The following is a 25,503-nucleotide window of genomic DNA, read 5'->3' as shown; positions in this document are numbered from 1 at the left end:
GGGGAGCAGGGGAGCAGGGGAGCAGGCTTCGACGTCAGCTCAGCCGAACGGGAGCAGAGGAGCAGGGGAGCAGAGGAGCGGGGGAGCAGGGGAGCAGGGGAGATGAGGAGCAGGGGAGCAGGGGGGATGAGGAGAACATACTTCATACTTCATCCTGGGCTTCGCCCCGCTTCGCTAACATACTTCATACTTCTCAGGACTCAGGACTCAGGACTCAGGACTTAGGACTCTCTTCCACTTCATCAATCCCCAATCCCCAATCCCCTATTCCCAAACAATGGCTCACCGTAGTAGCGGAGTATGCCAAGCGGATTGAGGCGTTGTTGCCTGTTGCCGAGTTCCAACTTGAGGAGTGGCAGCAGTTAGGGACAGTTTTAGAAGCCTTGGAGTCTGCGGGGTACAGCGGCATGTTAGATACTGCCGGAACCTGTTTTTACCGAGGGGAAAGCTATGCTAATGCTGTGCGCTGTTGGGAAAGTGGCGGCGTTACTCAGACGCGGCAATACAACAAGGCAAAAGCCGCCGTATTGGGGATGCCAGCGGGATTGGAATACTTAGCTAGGGTAGAACAGCTAGACGATCACGCCCGTTCTGAGCGCCTGATTACTGAATGGCAACAGGCAGGAAAACCCCGCACTCCTGAGTGGCTGAACTATGTGGCTCCAACGTTGGAAGCCTTAAATCAATATTCCAATGCTTTTATTACCTATACCTGGTTAGATCGTCCTGATAAAGTCAAAGCTTATTTTGAAAAGGCAAATGGCGAGACACAGCCCCTGCGAATTAAGCCGTTAAGAATTTTGCTGCGGTACTATTTGCAACATCAGCATTGGGAAGAGGCGATCGCGGCGATGAAAACTTATCTTCCTACTCTGACTAGCGACAGGGCTGAACAAGTGGGTTTGAAGTTTGATGTTGTCTACGAACTTGCCTGCTCCCAATTAACTCCCGCCGCCCTAACTAAAGAGTTACAGCAAAGCTATGAGAACTTTCTCAAAACCTATATTCTCAACGATTCTAACTGGCAGCACTACCTATCTATGCCACAACTAGGAATCGCGTTAGAAAAGGTTGGTTGTTTGATTGAGGCACTAACGTTTTACGAAAACTTTGTTGGCGATCGCGATCCCGAATGTTATCAGTTTGCTAGGGAGCGATGGTTAGCAACGAAGACGAAGCAGTGCAACGATGCAAACAAGCAGGGAAAGATTGAACAATCGGCAAAAATACGCCTAGAAATTGTAAAAAATGCCCGTCAATGGAGTATTGCCACCAATTCTCTTGACCTTGAACCCCCTGCCGCTCCTCAAGAGCGTCCAGAGACTGTCAAGTTGGTTAAAGCCAAAATAACGGCACTCAAAGCACCTCCCCTAGAAGGGCTACAACCTGTTATTCAAGGCTTACCCGCTGAGATAACGATTGAGCAATTTGATCAGGGAATTACCAAGTTTCAGGTGCGTCACCTGATTGTGAAAGTAATGAGTGCCGCCCAGCAAGTTTTAATTAAAGATGCTCTGAACGAGCAGGAGGTACGGGTAGATTTTGCCTGTTGTCAGGTGAATATAGGAGACGCGATCGTATCGGCAAGGGGAGGAAACCAACTCTCTTTTACACTCTTTAAGAGTGGCTATGGTGGTGTTCTCGTTTGTGGTAATGAACAGCCGCGATTGGAACTAAGTCTTCAAGGATTATCGGAGAAAATTACGATCGAGCTGAGAGCCGAGCCGAAAAATTCCCCATAAGGATTGGTTTTATAGCAACAGGGCTGACGCAGAGCAGAAGTAAAAAAGTTGATTTTTCTGTAGGCGCATGGCATTGCCTTGCTCTTACTGTCAATTAACCGGATTTCATCTGAGTTTTACGTAAGCCCTATAGCAATCCTAGATGAATTATGAGTTTCAATTGGCAGGCGATCGCAAGTGATTTAGAACTGCTATATATAGCGCCTCTCAGGTGACGTGAAGTGGGCTGATATTTTTGAGCAAAGACACAGAGAAAAAAGATAATTGCCAGGAGAGGCAACACCAGCTTATTCTGAAGAACGCTGTTGCGGTATTGGGCGGTTAAGAGGCGTTGTTGAACTATATTGAGATTCTTGCGGGTAGGCGGCACAGTGGTGGCAAAACTTCTCGTCATCAGGCTGATGGGTGGTCGTTGGAGGAGCGCGATCCGGAAATAATTAAGGCGTGGATGCCAATCTGGGAGTGGTTTTATCGCTATTACTTCCGGGTGCAAACTGAGGGCTGGCAACATATGCCTGCACGGGGAAAAGTGCTGATTGTTGGTTCCCACAATGGCGGTTTAGCCTCACCGGATACGTCCATGTTTATGTACGACTGGTGCCGTCGGTTTGGCTATGAACGCTTAGCTTATGGGCTAATGCATGGGGCGGCGTGGAAGTTTCCGATATTTGCGATACCAGCCTCTCAGGTAGGAGGAGTGCAGGCGCATCCAAAAATGGCGATCGCTGCCCTTCAAAAAGAGGCGGCGGTGCTTGTTTATCCCGGTGGTGCAGAAGATATGTTTCGCCCTCACCATCTACGCAACAAAATCTACTTTGCAGGGCGTAAGGGCTTTATCAAACTAGCCTTGCGGGAAGAAGTGCCGATTATCCCGGTTGTCTCTCACGGTGCCCACGATACGCTGATTGTTTTGGGAGATTTGTACGAGCAGGTGAAGCAATTGCATGAACAGGGTTTTCCCTGGCAGTTGGATCTGGGTACGGGGGTATTTCCTGTTTATTTGGGGTTGCCTTGGGGAGTGGGAATTGGCCCTTTGCTCAATTTTCCCCTACCGATACAAATTCATACCCGTGTCTGTGCGCCGATTGTGTTTGAGCGTTATGGACGAGAAACGCTTCGCGATCGCGATTATGTCGATGCCTGTTATGAAAAAGTTTGTACCCACATGCAGCAAGAACTTGATGAGTTAATCGCCCGTGTTAGTGGCAGCAAGTAAGTCACCTCCCTGCGTACAGCTAAGGCGGGGAAGCCAGCCCTGAGAGGTCAGTGATCGCATATTCCAAACCTGCCACTACTCTTGCAAGGCGATCGTAGTTAACTTTGTCGGGGGTATCGTTTGCGGTGTGATAGTAGGGATAACGGAACGGTGCGGTGTCCGTCACCATGATTCCAGGATAACCCTGTTGCCAGAATGACCACTGATCAGACCAACTCACACCAGTAATTTCGTTGGGTAGAGCAGTCCCCTCAGACGGGAATTGGGTATGACGGCGGAAAGAGGCGATCGCATCCCTTACCAGTGAGCCAGAATCGACATTGCCAATGAAGCTGATAAAATTCCCCTGAAGCGGATAGATGGAAGATAGCTGCGGTAAAGGATATCGCTGGCTACCGATTTTGTCAGAGTAGTACCCGATCGTTTCCAGACTGAGCATGGCAACAACGTTTTCAGATCGCTGTTTGCATCGAGACGCATAAACCAGACTTCCCATTCCTTCTGAGAAGAAAAAAGGCGGCTCCTCATTAACAAACTCTACAAACCGTAAGGTTCTTTCAGGCTTTTTCCCAGCAAACAGACGCGCTAATTCTAAAGTGGCAGCAGCACCTGTGCCGTTGTCGTTTGCGCCGGGACTGCCAGATACCGAGTCGTAGTGTCCGCCGACGATGACAATCTCGTCAGCTCGTTGAGTACCGGGGATTTCGACTTCAAGATTATAGTAAGTCTGGTTGTCAATCGTGTATCCCTGGCGCTGGACTTTATACCCAGCTTGAGCGAATGAAGCGTCTAGGAAATCAGCCGCCGCCATTAGTTCCTTGTAGTGTAGGTAGTTGCGTTCCCCAATTTCACTCCCCAGCTTTTCTACATCCCGTTGCAGGGCATCCCGTAGCGCCACTTCCTTTTGGGTTAAGGGTGGCAACTCCCCTCGGTAACTTTCTCCGGGCATCTGAATCATCGTGAACCCCCAGCTAATCAGAATACCCAGAGTGATGAGGAGTACCGTCAACAGGAGTAGGGCGGCTCGAAAAAGCCATTGCACGCCCAATGGATGGTTTTTGTTGATGTCCCGCTCATCCACAACTTCTCTCATCGATCAGGACTTACAAGAGAGGGTATTCAGGTATTTCAGTAGCTTAAAAGGTTTGTCTGACAGAAACCTGGCTCTGTGGTGGGATATGGTATTGCTAACAAGAGCAGCGCCTCGAATTTTAGCGCTTTACAAGTAAGCGATCGCTCTGAGCCAACCTGATCTCAACTGTTACAGGAGATAGTTATGTAAGATTGACGTATGAACGTTGTGTATCACTTGCAGGGTGCTGAGTTTGAGTGGGATGAGAACAAAGCACAGAGCAATTTTGACAAGCATGGTGTGACCTTTGAAGAGGCGGCTGAGGTCTTCTTTGACCCCTTCTATCAAACAGGTGATGCTTCAGCTAATAACGAACAGCGTGATTTTATCATTGGATATTCAGTTTCTGAGCGACTTTTACTAGCTGTCTATGTAGAACGTAGGGAGCGAATACGAATTGTTTCTGCTCGTGTTACTACTCGTACTGAACGGAAATTATATGAACAAGCCTGACGAAGAGTTTGAATTGCGTTTGCGTCCGCGAGTGACTGAGACAGTATCAATTGAGATTCCCGCAGACACTCTGGAGTCGCTCAAGAAAGTGGCTGCAAGTCAAGATATGTCAATGGAAGCTCTGCTTAAGTTTTATATTGGGAAAAGCTTACGACAAGATTTAACTAAACTTTTCTCGGAGCGTATTCTAGACACAACAGCTCAAGTACTTACAAGGCACATTGAGTCGGAAGAGGAAATTGCAGCAATTCTACGAGAAATTCGAGGGGAAGCCGTTGGTTAGATTAGAAGTAATCGTATTGGAAGAAGGGCGATAGCTCGACTGCAATATATAAAGTGGGCACTGTTAGCTTAACTGCTGACAACCAATTGTTTTTGCTTTGAAGTGCCCACCCGACAGCTAACAACTAACTAATTTTTCAAAAGTCTGAAATTGAGTTACTTGCTTCATTAAATTTGACAGTTCTGGATTAAAACAATTGTTCTATCAAATAGCAACATAATTAAGTTTAGGTTAGCTTAAATTAACAACAAACGAATTGCTGAGGCTAGTTGCCTTGGCACTTTATTTTAGTAGTATAAATGTACTGATATTTTACATAAGCTTCGACGCTGTAAGGGTTATTTTAGCTTAAACCTATAGGTCATCTTTAGCTCAGAGTTCTGAGCTTAAAGATGAAAGATAATCAAGAAGATTGCCTCACCCTGCTTGAACAAATCCGGTGGGGTGGAATTCCTCAGTGTCCCTATTGCCAATCAACTAATTCTACGGCTATAACAAAAGAACGTAGATATCGCTGTAATACTTGCTTTACTTCATATAGCGTTACAGTTGGCACGCTTTTTCACAGAACTTATGTGGATTTACAAAAATGGTTTCTGGCGATTCATCTAGTCCTGAATTCACAAAGAGGTATCAGTGTTCGTCAGCTTGCTCAAGAAATTAAGGTTAATAGAAATACAGCGGCGTATATGATTATTCGTATCCGTAAAGCGAAAGTTGAGGATCAGAAACTACTACAAAGGCTTATAGATATGTGCAAGCCATAGAGGAGTTGTAAGGTTTTAGAACTTTAACAAAGCTTCTGGCAGTGCCTTCAACGCTTAGCACTGCCAGTGAATAATGAAATTAGTAAACAGCATTAAGTGTGCATCAAAGTTATGAACCCAACACAAGATCCTATCAAATGGACTGACTCTGTTAATGCAATTGGTTCTGTCCTTGGTGGTGTAGGCGGAGTTGTCGCTTTACTCACGTACCTGGATGGGAGAAGAAAGGGAAAAACACCGGAAACTATCCTTCAAGAAATACTTATAAAGGGAGAAATTATTTTGGTGGAAGGCTCTAGCATAGTCGCAAAAACAGCTAGAAGTATTGCTCCCAACTCAGAAGTTTTTCAGTCTTTGAATATAAATCTTTCAGAAAAGAAAGAAATTTTAGAAGATAAGCTTAATACTTTACAAGCAAGATTTAGGTACAGTCAACAAGCTCAACTATGGCTAGAGAGAAACAGGCAAACTTTGTCTAGGGCGGCAGTCAAGTATGCTTTGGATAAGCATCCCGATCTAGTAAATCCTGATAATAATCAGAAATGGGAAGAGCATGTTAATAAATTTTATCAGCACGTCAACTACTATATTGACTTAATTGCTGGGTGCCTAAAGTTTGGCAGACCTAATCTCCTAGAAAAATCACCCTCTTTTCAGGCTGTAGCTGCTGATTTATACCTAGAAGCTTTCATCTTTATAAAAATCTTAATAAGAAAGCAAAAATTAGATGAAAATTTGTCTGGAGAATCAGCAGCAAAAATACAACCTGATATAGATAACTTAATCGAGATTGACAATTTGTCTAGAGAATCAGCAGCAGAAATACAACACTATCTCGACGATTTGCTCAAAATAATTCGCGATAGAAATTCCTAATCTTGTGGCATTTAATCATATTCTCTATATTCTCCGTATTCTCCGTTCATAAGTTTGGCTAAAGCGTTTGAAAGACAAGCGTTTTCTTCATGATCCGTTAGATTAGGTAGCTGCTCACGTAAGCTAGATACTGTTTGTCTTGCCCTACTTACACAATCGAACATTGCAGTAAAGTTACAATTTATCGTTGGGATTGACACACTTTGAGAAGCGCTTAGGTATTTTTCTGCTTCTTTTAAGTAAGATTCGAGTTCCCATAAAAACTGATCAGTGCTTTGGAATAGATATAAACCCTGGTTATTTTTTGGCATTTGAGATTGGCTTATCCTCGAGTGTCGAATTGTTTGTATTTGACAAAAGGCTGTCTACGTTTATATATGCTATTTACTTATTTTCAGGAATACCATACCCCTCGCTATGACACTGAAACTTTTTGGTCTAACCTTCATCAGAATAAAAATTAGAAATCTTTGAATGGGTGGGTCTAGTAGGAGCTTGCGTTTAGACCGTCTTCAATAACAGTGTTTTCTACTCTCCCTAAAGTAGAGATTGCACCCCTATGACTCAAACAACTCCTCTAAAGAGGAGTAACACGTTGAATCACAATCTGTATTCTCTATCGATGAGACTGAGGGAGTTCTTGCTACACTTGTCGCTTTTCCCATCACTCTCGAATAAATTGACAAGTTTGCGAGGATACGACCGACAAAAAATTAAGATTTTACTCTAGGCTGACGAAAGAGGGTTAATCATCCCCATTTTCATCAATGGCAGCAATAGTCCGATCGCCCTCTTCGCGGTACTGTTCGTAGTATGCCCAGGAAGCGGATAAGTCACCGGGTGTGAGGGCGGGGTTTGGCAGTAATTCCTCGTCGTCTCCCCCTGCTTTCGGAAAGCAACCAAGGGGATGCGCGTGTTGCGAATGCGGGGCTGTCCGCCACACACGCCTGCCGTTACTTGGATCGATTTGCCAATGCAGTAGGTTCTGGTGCAACCAACCCTTCGGATCAACACAGCTTCGCCCCTCCTGCATCCTCAACCAGTCCAGTCTCTGCTCACACCCTTAACACTTCAAATCCCCGACTTCTCTAGAGAAATCGGGGATCTTGCCTTTACTAGGCGATAGTCACCGGGGATTTAAGCCGTGTGCAGCCTTTTTCGAGCGCTCCCTGGTGAGGCAGGCTTTTTGCTGCGGATGGGTTTGGATGGTGCCTGGGGCTTGGCGCGGTTGCTGCGACCTTGATTTGAGCGCTGACGCTTCGGTTGGTCTACAACTTTCTGGGCTTGGAAGGTTGGCTCGTAGCCTGGAACCACGTCTTTGACAAGGGTTTGATTGAGCAATCGTTCGATGTCTTTGAGGAATGGATATTCATCTTCGCTGACTAGAGAAACGGCTCGTCCCTCGTTTCCAGCGCGACCTGTGCGACCAATGCGATGCACATAGTCTTCTGGTACGTTGGGGAGTTCAAAGTTGACCACATGAGGAAGCTGATCGATATCTAGACCCCGTGATGCTACGTCGGTGGCGACTAGTACCCGCACTTTCCCTTGCTTAAACTCTTGCAGAGCACGGGTACGGGCTGCCTGACTTTTGTTGCCATGAATTGCCGTACTTTTCAACCCATCTTGAGCAAGTTGCTGGGCTAGACGGTTGGCTCCGTGTTTTGTGCGGGTGAAAACTAGCACCTGTTGCCAGTTGTGGAACCCGATCATATGAGAAAGCAGTTCTCGCTTGCGATCGCGATCGACCGGATGCACCACCTGTTCTACCTGCTGTGCGGCAGTATTCCGGGGAGCTACTTCGATCTGAGTCGGAGAATTCAGCAGGGTGCTGGCAAGCTGCTGGATCGGTTTAGAGAAGGTGGCAGAAAACATCAGCGTTTGCCGGGATGGAGGCAGCACTGCCAAAATTTTGCGGATGTCGCGGATGAAGCCCATGTCTAACATGCGATCGCATTCATCCAGCACCAGTATCTCTATCTGTGAGAAATCGACAGTCTTTTGCCCAACGTGGTCAAGCAACCGACCAGGCGTAGCGACTAGAATATCAACTCCCCGACGCAGAGTTTGAATTTGCGGCTTAATTCCCACACCGCCATAGATCGCTGCCGATCTCAACGACAGGTATTTGCCATAGGTTTTGACGCTATCGTTGACTTGATCTGCCAGTTCGCGCGTCGGGGTGAGGATGAGGGCGCGAGGCATACGCTGTACCTTGTTGGGCTTGGTAGTGCCTAGGAGTTGCAGAAGAGGCAGGGTAAAGCCCGCCGTCTTGCCCGTTCCAGTTTGGGCACTGGCGAAAACGTCTTGCCCTTTCAAGATCGCAGGAATTGCCTGTTGTTGAATGGGGGTTGGCTCCGTGTAGCCAGAGTCAGCAACAGCACGAAGCAGATCGGTCGAAAGACCGAGGTTATCAAATGTCATGGATGCGATCGCTCCTAGTGGTGCCCCTATCCCAAATCAAATACCTGGGGCCAGTCTAAGAGCAGTAAATGTGTAGTTCAGTTGGATGGCTTAAATGAGCTTTTTCCAATGCGCCAGCAACAGACCGGAATGTACTGGCAGACATTCATCCTAACAGAAATTGTGGCTCTTTATCTAGAGAAGGTAGCGATCCTAGACACTATGTCCGAGCTGGTGCAAAATTTTAGCTGATCGATCTCAATACTTATACAAATGTGGACGCAAATTGCTGCCCGGATTTCAGACGCAATTGGCAAGGACTTTCAAATCGAGAATCGCCGCTCTGTTAGTGGTGGATGCATTAATCAGTGTTACGCCCTAATTGGCAATACTGGCAACTATTTTGTCAAGATCAATCAAGCGTCTTACGCCGATATGTTTGCAGCTGAGGTGCTAGGTTTGCAGCAAATGTGGGAGACTCAGACAATTCGGGTGCCCAAACCGATTTGTGAGGGGACGGCGGCTGATGTTTGCTACATTGTCTTGGAATGGCTGGAACTCGGTGGCAGCAATAGTACCCAATCTTGGGAAGAAATGGGGCAGAAGCTCGCCGCCATGCATCAAGCTAAACCGCCACAACCGGAAGGTAATAGCAGTATGTTTGGTTGGCAGCAGAACAACACGATTGGTTCTACGCCCCAAATCAACAACTGGACATCGGATTGGGCAGAGTTTTTTGCTGAGTATCGCTTAGGTTATCAGTTTCAACTCGCACGGCGTCGTAGCGGGCATTTTCCCAAAGAAGCGGAGTTAATAGCAGCCGTACCTAAGCTACTGAATCACCAGCCGCAAAGCTCTTTAGTGCATGGCGATCTTTGGGGAGGTAATGCGGCGGTTACAACTTCAGGAGAACCTGTGATTCTTGATCCAGCAACTTATGTGGGCGATCGCGAAGTTGATATTGCCATGACAGAACTCTTCGGGGGCTTCCCGTCTGCATTTTATCGCGGCTATAACGACGTTTTTTCTTTAGATGCGGGTTACAAGCAACGAAAAACTCTCTACAATCTCTATCACATCCTTAACCATTTCAATCTCTTTGGTGGCGGCTATGCCTCACAAGCTAATCGCATGATTGACCAAATTCTTGGCTAAGATGCCATGCTTAAGAGCGGTTGTTAAGGCGGATGGGGTGAAGGATAAAGTATGAAGTATGAACAGATATCTTTAACCCCGATACAGGGAGAGGTGTGCGAATTATAAATGACCAATTCGATACTTTTGTAAATCTAAATTAATTCAAAAATGAACCCAAATCTTCTTTCTCAAAAGCAAAAAATTTTTCAAGATTTAGTTAATACCACAGTTGTCAGTATCCGGCGTCATATTTTTGTAAGTGATATGGATTTAGATAATTTTGAACAAATGGCTGATGGAGCTATTGAAATCAAATTTAATAGTAGTAAAGTTATTTGCTTTGTCGCTATAACAGAAGCTAACAGTGTAGGAGTTATTGAACGAAATTTGCCTATCCCTGGTAGTAGCTATATAATTTTGAAGTTGACTAACAATGATTTTTGGCAAGAAAAAATTAATCAAAAGATAGAAAAAATAGAAGTTCTTAAATCTCAATATGCTTCTAATGATAATCCCAGTGAATTTGCTGTTGAGTTTCAATTAAAGAATGGCAAATGTTTCTGTATTGAGTATTTAGATGAAAAAGAATTCCCCGATACTATCAGAGTGATAGAGAAGTATGAGGGAGGTCAGTGCATAAGATTAAAATTTTGTTAGTACAAATTGCAGACTTACATCTTGCACCAGTAACGTAGGGTGGGCAAGGTGAAGCAGCTAGCAAGAGACATTGATTCTGAGTTTACAAATTTCGATAATTAGTTTGAAATAAAAAAAACATGGAAAACCCTAAAAATTTAGACTTAATATGGGAAAAAACTTTTGGAGGAGCAGTAGGTATTTATAAACCGCAAAAGAAAATTGCATTCACACCTGCTTTGATGAAGAAATTGGCAATTTCTAAAATGACAGATGTCGTACTAATAAGTGCTGATTTTGATGATGCTCCTGTAGTTTTTACTCCTTTAGTATGGTTACTTCTCGATTCTGGTGCTAGTGTTGAATTTTTTGGTGTATATGCTACCGAACTTTCAAACAATAAAGTCGATAGTAATAGTAATGAATTAGAGAATTTACCTGCTTTTTGCATTAAAAAAGCATTTTGGAGTAAGTTAGAAGACATCAAAAATTTTCAGCTGGCAGATGACAAGAAAAAATATATTTTGGGGGCAACACAAACTTTTTCTAATATAGTTTTTATCAATTTCGCACATTGTCCAGAAACCACGCAATTAGTTGAGGAGGTTATTCAAGTAGCAAAACATGGATTAAGTTTACAAGAAAATCAAAATGAATCAGTGTATGAGGAAATAAAAATAAATGTTTCAGATGGTCGTTTCTACTTGAATTTTTCTTATCATCCAAGGGTAGTAACAAATAATGTTTTAGAACAGTGGATTTTTAAATGGCGTAATTGTATTGATAAATTACCTCTTGATATGGGTTATTTACCAGACGAAAAAGTTAGGATAAGTTATGAATTATCATTATTTGATAAAGTCAGTATGTTTGATAAAATTCAAGGATAAGTAAGAGAATGTTTTAAAAGCCTCGGATTACCCTAATCGATTGAGCATGAGTCGAATCATAGCGAGGTAGATAAAGGCTTCTTCGGATTGCGGTAGCTTCTCATAGTCGCGGCTCAATCGACGATAACGCTGAAGCCAGCCAAAGGTGCGCTCCAACCAACTTGCGTCAATAAATTTACTCACATCTTGCACCATTCAAGGGCAAGTGACAAAGCCCGCCGTGGAATCAATTCCCACAGCGAGTAGCCTAATTCCATTAAATGGACTCAAGCTCGAAAGTTGGGTAAGTTTTTAGTCCTCTTAAGAGGACTATAGCTATTAGCCAGGGAATTAATTCCCACAGCGGGTAACGCTACTGGTGCAAGATGTGAGTATAAGAAGAATTGAGTTGTTCTTGAAAATGCCAGCTAAAAAATCTCCCATCGAAGTCATTGAACAAGGTGGGATTGAAGTCCGAATCTATCCAGTACAGCAGGGGTATCGAGTTGAAATAAGCGGCACGGAAACTGAATTTTACTGGCATCCCGGTATTTTTCAGAGTCTGCAAGTTCTTTGGGATTGGCTACAACCGCAACTTTACGCCCTGAGCGATTTAGGGCTGGTGCTTAGTGGGGAGTGGATGACCCTTGAAGGCGATTTTGACGGTAATGAGATTTATCGCGATTGGTTTATCTGTCAAGGGCAATCTTGGCAAGGTTATGATCCTCTGACTAATTGCTGCTATACCGCCCCTTCCCTGATGGTACTCAAGCAGAAGATTGACCAAACTGAAATAGAGCGATCGCGCTAAGAAAGCAACTCCCCCCTTTCTGTCTACAGATAGACCGTCACAAGGCGATCGCTTCCCACAGAAGTTAGAGACAGATTCCGCCTCTTGAGGGACAAAAAACTAAGGCAGTTTACATTAAATTAATAAGTGTTAAGAAACAAATGGCACTGGCGGAAAGTTATACAGCAGTGGTTCCTAGTCGTACATCGAAGGAGAGCGATGTCAGATGTACGGACAGTGTCTATAAGAAAGATGGCTGAAGACGGTTGTGGAGTTTTTATCGCTTCCTCCACTTCGTCGCTACCAACGGAGGACTAAACTCCTCATCAGAGCAGTCAGAGGTAGCGGACGTTCAGAGTCATAACAATCAAATAATACCCAGCTCAAACCGCTAGAGGCGTTCGTTGCGTTCCTGGTGGTTTGACTTTTTCTGGAGTAGGGAGGCTGAATGAACCCGCGTTGTCAACTTGCATTCCTCTTTGCTTCACCCGCTAGTATTTAACTGGAAAGAAGCGCATTTAATAACGACTGATGAGCAAACTACAAGCCTTGATTTTTGACATGGATGGAACGATGGCAGATACGGAACGAGATGGGCATCGGGTTGCCTTTAATCGCGCCTTTGCCAAAGCTGGATTGGACTGGGATTGGTCAGGCGAACTCTACGGTGAGTTGCTGTCTGTTTCTGGTGGCAAAGAGCGCATGCGGTATTACATAACTGACTACCAACCCGACTTTACTCCCTCTACTGATTTAGATGAATTCATTGCCGACTTGCACCTGTCTAAGAGCAAGTATTACCAAGAACTATTAGCTGAAGGAAGTATCCCCTTGCGGCTTGGGGTGCAGCGATTGTTAACAGAGGCTCAACAGCAAGGACTACGTTTAGCGATCGCTACTACCAGTTCTCGCCCCAATTCCAAGGCTTTGCTAGAAAGCACGTTGCCTCCTGAAGCGGTAGCGTGGTTTGAGGTTGTAGCCGCTGGTGACATGGTTCCTGAAAAAAAGCCAGCGCCAGATGTCTATAATTACGTGCTACAAGCGATGGACTTAGACCCACAAGATTGTCTGGTTTTTGAAGACTCGGCTAACGGACTGAAAGCTTCCTCACAAGCCGGACTAAAAGCCGTGGTTACTGTCAACGGCGACACGCAGCACCAAGATTTTTCTGAGGCGGTGTTAGTTTTAGACCATTTGGGCGAACCCCAGCAGCCTTTCACTGTTCTGGCGGGTGAAGCCGGGAATCATAGCTATGTAGATGTAGCTCTAGCCCGTTACTTACATGAACAAAATTGTGCTGATTAGCCGACTAAAATTGCATCGATAGACAAACTTTTAAGGAGTAGAGATTTAGTAACTTCCAACTCTCTACTTCAGGGCATGGCATTATCATGCCCCTACATATTTTGAATTTTTTAAGTTATTGAATCGACGTTCCTTAAGACAAATTGGGAGATTCTGAAAGAACTACAGGTTTTACCCCTATTGCCTTCTGAGGTTTAGCTAGGGCGTTTTCTCGCACGCTACTCGTCGTCTTAATTTTAGGATTCAAAATTGTAGAGAGGACTTTAGGAAGTGCAATACATCCTACAATGTTGAATAAGGTGATGAGTAGGCAGGTCATTAAGCTCATATTTAGTATTTTTCTCCAAGGGAAATTGGTTTTTTAGTAAGAATTTAAAGTAGCTTTTTTAAGCGTCTATTCCTCATTATGAGGGTAAACACGAAAAGAAAATCAATAAATATGATTTAAATTACTTGTAAACTTTATAAGTTTTGCTAATATAAATTCTGATCTAGAGGCTATAGGGAGCGAATAAACAGCAAGCTTTGACAAGTTGTTAGGCATTGTCATATTCACCCCATAGCATAGACATTAAGACCAGCGACTCAAAGCGATCGCTAGTTTTCACCAATTCCTGCGCCACTCCTTAGACTTTCTACTCTCGCCATAAAGCAATGCCACCGAGTAACCCTGTGATATTGGGCACGATTTTGGCATTGGGAGGTAGGTCAAAGTTGATTTTTTTAGCTTCACCACCACCGATATAGAGGTAGTCGTAGTTAAACAAATGCTCTAAAGAGGCGATCGCCTTTTGCAAGCGAGTGTTCCATTTTTTATCGCCGACTTGCTCCAGTGCGGCGCGCCCTAATTGCTGCTCATAAGTTTCCCCTTTGCGAAACATATGATGTCCAGCCTCCAAATTAGGCACAAGCTTACCGTGCAAAAATAAGGCAGAACCGAAACCCGTACCGAGGGTAATCACCAGTTCTAAGCCCTTTCCAGCAACTGCTCCTAGTCCTTGCATATCCGCATCGTTGACAACCCGCACTGGCTTATTCCACTGACTGGTGAGTGCCGTTGCTAAATCGAACTGCAGCCAACTGGGGTGTAGGTTTGCTGCCGTTTCTATGACACCGTCTCGCACCACACCAGGAAATCCTACAGAGACGCGATCAAAGTCTCCTTGCCCTGATACTAACTGCGCGATCGCGTCAATAACCGCTTCTTGTGTCGGTGGGTTGGGCGTATCGACACGGCTGCGTTCAGTCAACGGCTGCCCCATTGCATCTAAAACCATGACTTTTACGCCACTACCACCAATATCGATAGTGAGAGTTTTTGCAGATGTACTTGCTTGAGTCATTGAGTAGTTGTACTCCTAAAATAAATCCTGAACTTGTACTTAGTAGTTCTAAGTACTGAATCCTGAGTCATGTTAGCAGTTAGCGAAAGCACCCTTCCCATGTTGGAGCTTGGGCGAGCAGAATCTCAGCAGCAAGGACATCCAAGGGTTTAGAGAAAAGGTAGCCTTGTCCTTGTTCGCACTCTAGGGACTGAAGTTGGTGAAGTTGCGATCGCGTTTCTACGCCTTCGGCAATGACATCCATCTTCAAGGTATGGGCAAGAGAGACAATTGCTCGGACAATCTTGGAGTTTTCATCATCTTGATTCATCCGACTGACGAACGAGCGGTCAATCTTCAAGGTATTAACGGGAAAACGATGCAAATAGGAGAGCGACGAATAACCCGTGCCAAAATCATCAATGGATAGCTGAATATTCCTCTTTCTTAGTTGTAGAAGCATCTCAGTTACCGTTTCAGCATTATCCATCAATATGCTTTCAGTAATTTCTAGCTTCAGGCTGTGTCCGTCCAAATGAGTTTCTGCCAGCACTTGGTCGATTTGCTCAATTAAATCTTGCTCCCTCAATTGTTTACCCGAAAGGTTCACACTGATGGTTAAGGGGGCGAGGTGGGGAAACTGCTTTTGCCAAACCTGCATAGTGGCACAGGCTTCTTGGAGTATCCACTGACCGATGGGGACGATTAACCCAGTTTCTTCGGCAATGGGGATAAATTCAACCGGAGAAACTAAACCCCGCTCAGGATGTTGCCAGCGAATCAACGCTTCAAAGCCTGTCAGCTTACCCGTGATTAAGGAGGTGATCGGTTGGTAGTAAACGTGAAACTCCTGATTTCGCAATGCCCGTCGCAGGTCAGTTTCGAGTTGCAATCGCCCTAAGACATGGGCGTGCATTTCCTTGTCAAAAATCTCATGACGAGCTTTACCCATTTCCTTGGCGCGGTACAGGGCGATATCAGCATCGCGCAACAAGTCTTCTGGTTGGTCGTAGGGTGCTAAGTACAGGGCAATGCCAATGCTGGCACTGGTAAAGATTTCATGCCCATCTAGGTTAAAGGGTTGCACGAGTTCGTGGTGAATGCGTTCAGCCACACTGATCGCATCTTGATGATCTTGGATATTGTCTAAAAGGATAGTGAACTCGTCTCCCCCTAGGCGAGCAACGGTATCTATCGGGCGCAGGCAGAGTTCTAGCTTACGAGCGATCGCGATTAGCAATTGGTCTCCCACCATATGCCCAACACTATCGTTGACAACCTTAAAGCGATCGAGGTCTAAAAATAGGACAGCAAATAAATAATCGTTGTAGCGCTTTGCCCGATTAAGAGCCTGTTTGAGGCGATCGATAAATAAGGCGCGGTTGGACAGTCCGGTCAATGGATCGTGAAACGCGTCGTGTCGCAGGCGTTCCTCCATTTGCTTGTGCTGAGTGACATCAACAATTTGAGCGATGAAATGAAGCGGTAAATGTTGAGAGTCCCGAACCAGAGCAACTTTCAAGAGGGCATTGACAATCCGACCATCCTTGGCAAGATAGCGCTTTTCCAGTTGAAATTCGGAAATCGTACCCTCAAGTAACTGTCGATCCAAAATCAAGTTAGTGGCTAAGTCATCAGGGTGGGTGATATCTGCAAGGGTGAGGTTGAGGAGTTCTTCGGTGGTGTAGCCTACCGCGTCGCACAATGCCTGATTGACCCGCAAAAACTTACCGCCCAAAGTGGCGATGACCATGCCAATCGGTGCCAGTTCAAAGGTGAGGCGGAACTGCTCCTCGCTTTTTTCCAGGGCTTCTATAAAGTCCTTGCGCTCGGTGACATCCGTTTGAACGCCAATAAAGTGAGTCAAGTAGCCTTCGGTATTGTAGACCGGAGCCGTATAAAGTTCATTCCAAAACAGCGTGCCATCTTTGCGATAGTTGCGGAGAACCGCGCGACATTCTCTACCTGTGGCGATCGCGTTTCGCAACCCTTCCAGGGCAGGTTGGTGAGTATCTGTCCCTTGTAAAAATCGACAATTTCGTCCAACGATTTCCTCAGACTTGTAGCCCGTTAAACGCTCAAAACTAGGATTAACGTAGATCACCGGATTATCTGTCTCAACTGCATCCGCAATCACAATTCCGTTACTGCTGGAATTAATTGCTCGTTTGAGTAAGTACAGTTCGGCTTCTGATTGGTAACGCTCAATTGCCGCTGCCAAGACGTTGGCGATCGCCTGCAAAAAGTGAACATCATCTTTGGTAAACTGACGCTCTTGCGTAGAGTGTACCCCTAAAATCCCATAGGGCTGTTTCTTCCCTGGAATCACTAAAGTTGCACCACTGATCACCTTGTGGTTGTGCAAAAGAGGCGAACCACTAAAGCGCGTCTCAACGCGCAGGTCTTCCACAATCACGGGTTCGTCCTTCATCAAGGTGTATCCCGCTTGGTAACTAGCCTGCGTTCCCACTTTTGCCAAACCCACTAACCCATCCTGCCAACCTACTCCCGCCCGCAGCAAGAACGCACTTTCACCGGGCAACAGTTCCAAAACCTCACAGTACTCCACCGAGAGCGTCTGGGCTACCAGGATAACAACTTCCTGCATCAAGATGGATAAATCCGTACTGGCAATCCCCTGTTGCCCAAGTTGCGCCACCGCTAAGTGCTGATGCAACCGCTCCTTCAACTCTGCGGTTCTCTTCCGTAGTGCCACCTCCGAGTAGGTACGCTGGACAACTTCTTGTTGTAGTTGCTGATTGGCTTGTTCTAATTGAGCTGTTCTTGCCTCTACTAAAGTTTCTAGCTCTTCATTCGAGCGTTGCAGGTCTTGCCGTACTTCCCTGAGGTTAGTCACCAGTGGGATGCAGTAGGAATAAAGCCCAGCAACTAACAAAGCCCAACTAATCAGGCAACCCAATTCTGCAAAGAGGAGGAAGTTAACTGGACTTTGACCACTAAGGCATTGATTAAAAGCATCGCTATCTAAAATCCAGTTAAACGGACTTGAAGCCAAGCTAGCAGTGAGAGTAAAAACGTTGCCTGTGGAGTGGCGAAACAGCTCTCTAGCTTCCACTAACCCCGAAACGCTTAAGAGCAATCCGATAATAAATGCCCTCATCCTTACTTGAGTGAGCTTCCCCATATTTGGCACTGAGACTTTATCTTGATTATTTTTAATAAAAAATATTTACCTAGTAATCTCTTATTTATAAATATCATCGAATCTATGCGAAATACAATTTTTTGTTAAAACTTTAAAAAATAATTCAAAAACTTCTCTAATTAAATATAAAACTTTTATAGTTATACTTCTAGATGATTGCCCTTGGGGTGTTGAGGTTCCCCAGTTGCTAAGATTCAATACTTTTTTAATTAAAAATCTACGTATTAATCCTTAGAAAGAAGGCACCTATGGAAACAGTGATTTTGTTAATCTTCAATTTTATATAAACAATATAGATAAATAGTAAAAATAGAGATAATGTTTTTTATAAATCTAAAAGTTAGGATTCAAGGGCGATATACTTTTTTATAAGCTATATAAAATGTGGTAATTCAACACACAAATATTTATTTGTAGCCACTGTTCCAATAAGCTGCTAGACGCTGAGCTTACTGATTTTGACACCAGAAAAGAAAAAGCGCTTAAAAGTCCAGAGAAGGATAAATTCTTTTTTACACAAAGTACTTTATCCTTGATTTTAATTAAAAATTACTGTAGAACGTGGCATCAACTGCGGAAATAATGCTTTTTACTGTTGCGTATCCGGAATAGTTTCGGCGGCTATTGTAGCTAGTCCGTATTGTAGGTAGAGGAGTTTTAGGAGAAACTATGCGTGCTGCCACTCATTCAGCTACCTTAAAAAACAGCATCCTTAGCTCATTTCTACTCCTTGCGGTTTGGGCGGGTGTCAACATTTCCTCCCTCCAATGGCTCTTTCAATCTTTGCAGTCAGCATCGCGCCTCAATTTGATGCTGATGGGGTTAGGGGGAATCGCTCTGATGGTTCAGGGAGTGCGTCTTTACCGTCGCGGTAAATGGCGACAGATTTTTTCTTTGGCTCCTATCTTTGCACCCTATCCCTTGCTGCTGATGTTGGGTTCCGCCGTGAGTGCGATCGCTATCCAGTGGCTGGTTGATATCCACCAACTAACGGTGCTGCTATTTTTACTAGGAACCTATGGGCTTTGCGGTGTATTTTTAACACCTGAGCCTTGGCGAAAAGGATTGCCCATTGCTACCCTGCTTGCTTGTGTCATTCCCTTCAGTACCCAAATTGGGACGGGACTGGGTTTGCCAGCACGGATACTGACGGCTCATGCGGTAGAGCAAATCCTCGCGAGTTGGAAAATTGCCGCGATTTCTTCCTACGACATCATCGTATTAGAAAACGGAGTTGCCCATGTCGATGCACCCTGTAGTGGGCTAAAAAGTTTGTGGATAGGGACGCTCTTTTTACTTGCCGTCACAGGGTTAGAAGGGCGGGTGTTGGGATGGCGATGGTTGTTGGTGTGCTTGTCCAACCTATTGTTGTTGATTTCCGCCAATACTGTGCGGGTATTACTGTTAGTATTGCTGATTCATGTTTGGGGACAAAGTGCGATCGCGGAAGTTCTCCACGTTCCCCTAGGAATCCTCGGATTAGGATTTGCCTGTGCCGTTACCTGGCTACTGTTGCAGCGTGTTCCCTTATGGGCTTCTAGGAAAACAGGAGAGAGTGTAGAGACAAAGGCATTCCCGTCTCAGGGCAAGGGAGCAATTGCCAATCGGTATCAACTCGCACTGCTACTCGTCGGCATGATCACCATCGGGCTAGTTCCCCAACTCTACCCAACACCATCGGAACAACCTCTGGTAGTTACTGCCTTGCAATGGCCCCAAGAAATTGTCTCAAAACCCATCCCCCTAACCACTGCCGAACAAAACTTCTTCGCTAGTTATCCGAGCTTAATCCCAGAAAAACGACGCTTTGCCCTTGGGGATTTGACAGGTTCAATGTTGGTTGTTGCTAATACCTCCTGGCGCAATTACCACTCCCCAGAACTGTGCTTGATGGGGAGCGGCTTGGAAGTGAACCGCATCAATCGCCAACAGCTAACGCCTGTTGTCCTAGCGCGTTGGCTATCTTTATCGAATCAGAGATTTTCTGCCGCCTACTGGTTTCAATCCCCTCAACAAACCACTGATGATTTTTTATCTCGCCTATGGAGTGAGATTGCTCGCCACCAAAAAAATTGGGTTTTAGTGTCCATTCTCTTCGACAACCATCGCCGCCCCGATAGCCCGGAAATTCAAGCCTTTGCCACTGCGATTCACGATGCCATCGACCGTAGTTTAAACGTAGTGCATGAGCAACCTGCCACTATTCAATCCACCATCTCCAAGGAAGTGTAGCAATGAAACTCAAGCGGGTATTTGATGTGACGTTTCAATCCATCTTTTGGATTTGGAACCTGACCTTTCTCACGATTGTTTATGCAGGGATTTTGCCCTTTGTGGGCGCTTATTTAATTCCCGCCGCCGTAACCGGGCAAATTCCAGGTGAATACCTGATTACCCTCCTAGCTTTAGTCGCCGTCCCCACAATCTGTACGGGTTTGGGATGGTGGCGTTTCCGCAAACAACCCTTGCAGTTAATGCGGCTATTTTATGGCGTGGAAGCTCCCTTATTTCTCCTCTGCCTGATCCGTTTATTTCTGCTACGAGAACTCACCCCGGCGAGTACTCAAATTATCGGCACAATTGCCTTATGTATTGCCGCCTTTGCTGTCCAATTACTCTACGGCTACGCCTCCCAGCGTCGTCCCCTAGCATGGCTGCAACTGCTCAGTCATAGCTTAATGCTACTGACAGGGATTTATGTAGGAGCCGTGCTACTGTTTTATGCCCTACCCCTGGCTACCGTTGTCATTGTCGAGTTTTTGAAATTTGAGTGGTTAGCCGCCTTTATACAGTCATTGTCTTGGACGGCTTTGTCGGTACTGTGGTGGGGGCCAATCCTACTGGTGTTGTTTGGGTTTAGCTGCACGTTATTTATTGTCATGCCTTCGGCACTGGCAGGTCTTTACATTCACTCAGGGCGACAAATTTTGCAGGCATTTTCCTCCCAGTATGGTCGTAAGTTAACGGCGTTGGGTTCTTTGGGAGTGGTGGTGGTTTGGTTGAGTCTTTTTGTTGCCTTACAGCAACAACCACAGGTTCGCGCCTTTGCATTGTTAGAAAAACCTGCAACTACAGACAGTACTCGACAGTCGCTTTTAGCGCAGTCTGAGGTAATTCGTAAAGGGCTGGTGAATGCCAATTTGCTCGCTTATCGCTACCTCAGCACCAGGGAGGAAAACGACCACATCCGCCTTATGTATCAAGAGGTTTTTGGGCTACCCCAATCTCAAGCTCAGGTGGTGCAAGATATCTACAATTCATTCATGTCGCCGTTTTTATATATCGGCTCTCGTGGGGATATTCAAACAGCAGAGAAGCTCTATGCAGCGTTTTTTGATGCGCCCCTGCAAAAGACAGAACAAAAAGCGGTGCAACATGCGATTCAATCTACCGCCAATCGGGACGAGGCAAAGGCGGGGCTGTTGAATCTGAACGAGAAAAAGGTGTGGTTGCGATCGCAAACTGTCACCCTCAAACCCCAAGGCGATTGGGCAGACATCGAACTCTATGAGGTCTACGAAAACCAAACCTTCGATCAACAGGAAATCTTCTACTCCTTCTCGTTGCCCGAAAGTGCAGTTATTACTGGTTTATGGCTTGGGGATACAGGCGACCGACAACAGCGCTTCCCCTTTACCGTTTCGCCGCGCGGTGCTGCCCAGCAAGTCTACAACGAACAAGTCCAGCAACGGGTAGACCCGGCGCTGTTGGAACAAGTTGGCCCCCGGCATTATCGCTTGCGTGCCTTTCCGATTCCCCCAAAACGTGATTGGGAGACAGAACCAGTGTCGCGACCGATGGAAATGCATTTGTGGCTGAGTTACAAAGTGATGCGGCAAGAATCCGGCTGGAAAATGCCGGAATTAGCGGAAAAACGCAACATCTTCTGGAATCGCGATACTGAGCGACTTTATATCGGAGCCAACAAACCTGGGAAGCTTGAGGATTGGCTACCCGCTTATGTAAGTGCCACAGGGAAGAATGCTCCAACCGTGCATCAGGTAACGTTCTCAGATAGCGATAACCCGAAGGGGATTTTGAGCGATCGCATTGAGGCAAAGCCGCTGAAGAAGTCCGATTATTCTTTGCCCCAAGGTAAGCGGTTTGCAGTGGTGCTAGATAGTTCCCGCAGTATGGGCGATCGCGTTCGGGAGTTGAACCAAACCTTTGATTGGTTGAAGGCGAAGGGCTTTGCTGACAACAATTTCGCCAACAATGATGCTGACTTGTACATCACCGCTACAGCAGGAGCGACTCCTCAGCGGATTGATAATCTCCGTCAGTTTGAGGTGCCAAAGCAAACGTTCTACGGCACCATCCAGCTCAAACAAATCCTCCAGCAATTTGCTCAGTTACAAGGGGATACTGCCTACGATGGAATTTTGTTAGTCACGGATCAGGGTAGTTATGAGTTGTCCGACGACAGCAAAGCCGTCCCTGCGATCAAAGCTCCCCTGTGGGTAGTGCATCTGGGTGGACAGTTGCCTCCGGCTTACGATGATGCCACATTACAAGCCATTCAAAATAGCGGCGGCGGCGTCTCTACAGATATCCCGGAAGTGCTGCAACGACTGGCAACAAAGGAAGCATTGGGCAAATCTGTTGTGAATGTAGTGGAGGGTTATGCTTGGTCGCTTCACAACCAGGCTTCCGAGAAATTAACCGAACCCACTCCTACTAATCAAAACTCTTCTAAAGGCTTTGAGCCGTTGGCGGCGCGGCAATTGGTACTGGGACTGAGTCAGGAGAAAGATACAAAGCAGGTGACGCAACTAGATGCGATCCACGCGATCGCTAAAACCTACGACATCGTCACGCCTTACTCCTCAATGATTGTCTTGGTCAACGACGAGCAGCGGGAAGCCCTAAAACGTGCCGAACAAAAAAGCGATCGCTTCGATCGGGAAGTCGAATCTGGCAACGAGCAACTGACTCAGCCATCTAATCCACTGAATGTCTCCGGTACCCCAGAACCCGCAGAATGGATGCTGCTGCTCGTAGTCGCGATCGCCCTGATCGCCATCAGCAGGTATCAGCGGCGGACTATTAGTTAATCTCAGGGTTTTCTGCCACTTTTATAGGACTTACGCATCGCCTTAAGAAGGGGAGAACCTACTCAAAGTCCCCTTTTTTAAAGGGGATGCGAGGGGGATCAGGCAACCTGTTGCATCCTGGCAAGAGATGTTATGTACGCCGTACCTTTTTAAGCCCTGTTGGGTGAATCGTCTGCGGTTGAACTACGATTGATGGTGCCTAAGTCTGATCAACCGCTGATGCCTACAAAAGTCTTTTCGGTCGATGCCTTATCAGTACGCCTCTACGAAACTAAAGCTGAACTGTCTCAAGATGTGGCGCACCTTGCCCAACGTTACCTGCAAGACACCCTTAACCAGCAGGGCACAGCAGCGGTAATCCTGGCAACAGGAAATTCACAAATTCAATTCCTTGAAGCTTTAGTCGCCTTGGGAGGTGTGGATTGGTCAAAGGTGACGCTATTCCATCTCGATGAATATTTGGGAATTGATGCCAACCACAGCGCTAGTTTTCGCCGCTATCTGCGAGAGCGAGTTGAGCAACAGGTAAAACCCCAGAGGTTTCACTACATTGAAGGGGATACTCTACAACCGTTAGCCGAGTGCGATCGCTACTCCCTACTTCTACAAGCACAACCGATTGATTTATGTTGCCTAGGTTTGGGAGAAAACGGTCATTTAGCCTTTAATGAGCCGTCTGTTGCAGATTTTAACGACCCCTATTCAATAAAATTAGTCAGGCTTGACCCAGTTACGCAGCAGCAGCAAGTCGATCGGGGGCAATTTCCGCAGCTCGAAGCCGTCCCGCAATACGCCTTTACCCTTACCCTACCGATGCTGGGCAAAGCGAAAAAAATCTTCTGTCTTGCCCCAGAAAAACGTAAGGCGATCGCTGTCAAGTCAATGCTATCGGAGCCAATCGGCAACGATTACCCGGCGTCCTTCCTCCGCACCCAAGCTCAGGCAACATTATTTCTTGATCGCGATTCTGCTAGCCTTATTTAATCGAAAATCCTCGTCAGTTTCCGCTCGTTTATGGATGTTTGCCCGTTTCATTTATCTTGCGAGCAAATTCCTCGTGTGAGGAACTTACTCTGCAAGGATTTAAGGTGATTTCCTTTAAATAATGAATCAGCCTAACTGCCTAACTAAAGTTAATCAGGTTTAGCTTCCTTCGCCACCTTCACCACCTTCACCACCTTCAACCGCTCCCGGTGTAGTAGTGGCATCAGGTGTTATGGTTGTTTCCGGTGTTATGGTTGTTTCCGGTATCGTTTCCTCCTCCGTCTCAGCACCCTCACATGCTGCTAGTGGCACAATTAAGCCCAGTAAAAGTAATAATCCTGCTGTTTTCGTTTTCATTGTGATGTTCCTCCAAATATCCTAAAAATTTACAGACTTTTTAGGGTTCTATATACTCTACAAGTAAAAGACTGTTTGTTTATAGATCCAAAAGCCATAGTCATTGGTAGCAACGGTAAACTGCACTAACCCTACGGAATAGATATCTTTTAGCCGGACGCCAACAGGCTTAAACTAGAAGTTTTGATTTAGTGCAAAGACGCCTTATTTGGTCTTGGCTGCTCTGCACTGAGGTATGACTGCTAGAGGTTTTTTGGATGATTCTCTCTATTGAAAATATCCTCACGTCTGAGGAACTCACATTTATTACGAACTGCCTTGATACTGCCGAGTTTGTGGATGGCAAGACGACGGCTGGCTGGCATGCACGCTTGGTCAAACACAATACCCAGCTCAATGCTCAAGCCCCCGACACCAAAGATTTAAAGGGTTTAGTCACAAAGGCGCTGTTACGCCATCCTTTATTGCAGATTGCCGCTCTACCGAAAGCAATCCACTCGATTCTCTTTAGCCGCTACGACACCGGAATGTCCTACGGTAGCCATGTGGACAATGCGTTGATGGGCAAGGAGTTTCTGCGCTCTGATATTTCTTTGACGCTCTTTCTCACTGCGCCCTCTAGCTACGGGGGAGGAGAACTGGTGATTGAGAACGTTGAGGAGGAACGGTCTTTTAAGCTAGAAGCAGGGTCAGCAATTATTTATCCGTCTTCCTCCCTGCATCGCGTAGAACCTGTCACTGAAGGCGTGAGGCTAGTAGCGATCGCTTGGGTTCAGAGTCTGGTACGTGACCCCAGCGATCGCGAAATCTTGTTTGATTTGGATACGGTGCGTCGTTCCATCTTTCACAACCAAGGCAAAACGACTGAGTTTGATCTGCTCTCCAAGAGTTACTCCAATTTACTTCGCAAATGGGCTGATGTGTGAAATCGTCTGTATCTACTACACTTCAGGCTTTTTGCCTTCTCTGGATTGCTAAGTGACAACACTGAATGGCTCTCTTGTTGATGAG

The 25,503-nt window shown here is 45.8% G+C and carries 22 protein-coding genes and 2 pseudogenes; 16 read left to right on the top strand and 8 right to left on the bottom strand.

Annotation, left to right across the window (positions count from 1 at the left end; all coding sequences use genetic code 11):
* Window positions 1-1,742: pseudogene (locus AC5JR3_RS02755) on the top strand (hypothetical protein); the annotation flags it as partial.
* Between the two features lie 331 nt (window positions 1,743-2,073).
* Complete coding sequence (locus AC5JR3_RS02750; RefSeq protein ID WP_495842806.1) at window positions 2,074-2,958, top strand: lysophospholipid acyltransferase family protein; 885 nt, start codon at window positions 2,074-2,076, stop codon at window positions 2,956-2,958.
* A gap of 19 nt (window positions 2,959-2,977) precedes the next feature.
* On the opposite strand, the gene AC5JR3_RS02745 is transcribed toward AC5JR3_RS02750, so the two are convergent.
* Window positions 2,978-4,051, bottom strand: a complete 1,074-nt coding sequence (locus tag AC5JR3_RS02745) for a M28 family peptidase (protein WP_495842804.1) — start codon at window positions 4,049-4,051, stop codon at window positions 2,978-2,980.
* 198 nt (window positions 4,052-4,249) lie between these two features.
* On the opposite strand from AC5JR3_RS02745, the gene AC5JR3_RS02740 reads away from it, so the two are divergent.
* The 4 genes from AC5JR3_RS02740 (at window position 4,250) to AC5JR3_RS02725 (ending at window position 6,469) form a co-directional block, all read left to right on the top strand.
* Window positions 4,250-4,543 (top strand): BrnT family toxin, encoded by a 294-nt coding sequence (locus AC5JR3_RS02740; RefSeq protein ID WP_495842802.1) that lies wholly within the window; start codon window positions 4,250-4,252, stop codon window positions 4,541-4,543.
* Window positions 4,530-4,826, top strand: a complete 297-nt coding sequence (locus AC5JR3_RS02735; RefSeq protein WP_495842800.1) for a hypothetical protein — start codon at window positions 4,530-4,532, stop codon at window positions 4,824-4,826. The genes AC5JR3_RS02740 and AC5JR3_RS02735 overlap by 14 nt, the downstream gene beginning before the upstream one ends.
* 392 nt (window positions 4,827-5,218) lie before the next feature.
* Window positions 5,219-5,593, top strand: coding sequence for a transposase (locus AC5JR3_RS02730; protein ID WP_495842798.1), 375 nt, complete (start codon window positions 5,219-5,221; stop codon window positions 5,591-5,593).
* 111 nt (window positions 5,594-5,704) lie between these two features.
* Window positions 5,705-6,469, top strand: a complete 765-nt coding sequence (locus AC5JR3_RS02725; protein WP_495842796.1) for a hypothetical protein — start codon at window positions 5,705-5,707, stop codon at window positions 6,467-6,469.
* An 11-nt stretch (window positions 6,470-6,480) separates the two neighbouring features.
* Here the strand turns inward: AC5JR3_RS02725 and AC5JR3_RS02720 are convergent, their stop codons facing one another.
* From AC5JR3_RS02720 to AC5JR3_RS02710, 3 genes are all read right to left on the bottom strand, one after another.
* On the bottom strand, window positions 6,481-6,780 hold the full coding sequence (locus tag AC5JR3_RS02720) for a hypothetical protein (RefSeq protein ID WP_495842794.1): 300 nt from the start codon (window positions 6,778-6,780) through the stop codon (window positions 6,481-6,483).
* A 415-nt stretch (window positions 6,781-7,195) separates the two neighbouring features.
* Window positions 7,196-7,414, bottom strand: coding sequence for a DUF433 domain-containing protein (locus AC5JR3_RS02715; protein WP_495842848.1), 219 nt, complete (start codon window positions 7,412-7,414; stop codon window positions 7,196-7,198).
* Between the two features lie 192 nt (window positions 7,415-7,606).
* On the bottom strand, window positions 7,607-8,893 hold the full coding sequence (locus AC5JR3_RS02710) for a DEAD/DEAH box helicase (protein ID WP_495842792.1): 1,287 nt from the start codon (window positions 8,891-8,893) through the stop codon (window positions 7,607-7,609).
* 108 nt (window positions 8,894-9,001) lie between these two features.
* Between AC5JR3_RS02710 and AC5JR3_RS02705 the strand changes: the two genes are divergently transcribed.
* The 4 genes from AC5JR3_RS02705 (at window position 9,002) to AC5JR3_RS02690 (ending at window position 11,535) form a co-directional block, all read left to right on the top strand.
* Window positions 9,002-9,124: a hypothetical protein gene (locus AC5JR3_RS02705; RefSeq protein WP_495842790.1), complete on the top strand. Its 123-nt coding sequence runs from the start codon at window positions 9,002-9,004 to the stop codon at window positions 9,122-9,124.
* A 21-nt stretch (window positions 9,125-9,145) separates the two neighbouring features.
* Window positions 9,146-10,027 (top strand): fructosamine kinase family protein, encoded by an 882-nt coding sequence (locus tag AC5JR3_RS02700; RefSeq protein WP_495842788.1) that lies wholly within the window; start codon window positions 9,146-9,148, stop codon window positions 10,025-10,027.
* Between the two features lie 150 nt (window positions 10,028-10,177).
* Window positions 10,178-10,666, top strand: a complete 489-nt coding sequence (locus AC5JR3_RS02695; protein ID WP_495842786.1) for a hypothetical protein — start codon at window positions 10,178-10,180, stop codon at window positions 10,664-10,666.
* A 119-nt stretch (window positions 10,667-10,785) separates the two neighbouring features.
* Window positions 10,786-11,535 (top strand): hypothetical protein, encoded by a 750-nt coding sequence (locus tag AC5JR3_RS02690; RefSeq protein WP_495842784.1) that lies wholly within the window; start codon window positions 10,786-10,788, stop codon window positions 11,533-11,535.
* A gap of 27 nt (window positions 11,536-11,562) precedes the next feature.
* On the opposite strand, the pseudogene AC5JR3_RS02685 reads toward AC5JR3_RS02690, so the two are convergent.
* A pseudogene (locus AC5JR3_RS02685) lies at window positions 11,563-11,691 on the bottom strand (transposase); the annotation flags it as partial.
* 244 nt (window positions 11,692-11,935) lie between these two features.
* Between AC5JR3_RS02685 and AC5JR3_RS02680 the strand changes: the two are divergent.
* Window positions 11,936-12,325, top strand: coding sequence for a hypothetical protein (locus AC5JR3_RS02680; RefSeq protein WP_495842782.1), 390 nt, complete (start codon window positions 11,936-11,938; stop codon window positions 12,323-12,325).
* A gap of 510 nt (window positions 12,326-12,835) precedes the next feature.
* Window positions 12,836-13,609: an HAD family hydrolase gene (locus AC5JR3_RS02675; protein WP_495842780.1), complete on the top strand. Its 774-nt coding sequence runs from the start codon at window positions 12,836-12,838 to the stop codon at window positions 13,607-13,609.
* Between the two features lie 635 nt (window positions 13,610-14,244).
* On the opposite strand, the gene AC5JR3_RS02670 is transcribed toward AC5JR3_RS02675, so the two are convergent.
* Together AC5JR3_RS02670 and AC5JR3_RS02665 are read right to left on the bottom strand one after the other, a co-directional pair.
* On the bottom strand, window positions 14,245-14,952 hold the full coding sequence (locus tag AC5JR3_RS02670) for an ROK family protein (protein WP_495842778.1): 708 nt from the start codon (window positions 14,950-14,952) through the stop codon (window positions 14,245-14,247).
* Window positions 14,953-15,031: 79 nt separating this feature from the next.
* Window positions 15,032-18,052, bottom strand: coding sequence for an EAL domain-containing protein (locus tag AC5JR3_RS02665; protein WP_495842776.1), 3,021 nt, complete (start codon window positions 18,050-18,052; stop codon window positions 15,032-15,034).
* Window positions 18,053-18,766: 714 nt separating this feature from the next.
* Between AC5JR3_RS02665 and xrtO the strand changes: the two genes are divergently transcribed.
* The 3 genes from xrtO (at window position 18,767) to AC5JR3_RS02650 (ending at window position 24,135) form a co-directional block, all read left to right on the top strand.
* Complete coding sequence (gene xrtO / locus AC5JR3_RS02660; protein ID WP_495842775.1) at window positions 18,767-20,329, top strand: exosortase O; 1,563 nt, start codon at window positions 18,767-18,769, stop codon at window positions 20,327-20,329.
* A 2-nt stretch (window positions 20,330-20,331) separates the two neighbouring features.
* Window positions 20,332-23,151, top strand: coding sequence for a TIGR02921 family PEP-CTERM protein (locus tag AC5JR3_RS02655; protein WP_495842774.1), 2,820 nt, complete (start codon window positions 20,332-20,334; stop codon window positions 23,149-23,151).
* Window positions 23,152-23,370: 219 nt separating this feature from the next.
* A complete protein-coding gene (locus tag AC5JR3_RS02650; RefSeq protein ID WP_495842772.1) occupies window positions 23,371-24,135 on the top strand; it encodes a glucosamine-6-phosphate deaminase in 765 nt (254 codons plus the stop codon).
* A 159-nt stretch (window positions 24,136-24,294) separates the two neighbouring features.
* Here AC5JR3_RS02650 and AC5JR3_RS02645 read toward each other — a convergent pair whose 3' ends face one another.
* Window positions 24,295-24,492 (bottom strand): hypothetical protein, encoded by a 198-nt coding sequence (locus tag AC5JR3_RS02645; protein WP_495842770.1) that lies wholly within the window; start codon window positions 24,490-24,492, stop codon window positions 24,295-24,297.
* Between the two features lie 257 nt (window positions 24,493-24,749).
* Between AC5JR3_RS02645 and AC5JR3_RS02640 the strand changes: the two genes are divergently transcribed.
* Window positions 24,750-25,418 carry a Fe2+-dependent dioxygenase gene (locus tag AC5JR3_RS02640; protein WP_495842768.1) on the top strand — a complete coding sequence of 223 codons (669 nt, stop codon included), beginning with the start codon at window positions 24,750-24,752 and terminating at the stop codon, window positions 25,416-25,418.
* The last annotated feature ends 85 nt before the right edge of the window (window positions 25,419-25,503 follow it).

It is taken from the genome of Kastovskya adunca (genome assembly GCF_059505785.1).
Note: the sequence above shows the minus strand (reverse complement) of the source record. Positions and strands in the feature narration are given on the sequence as shown.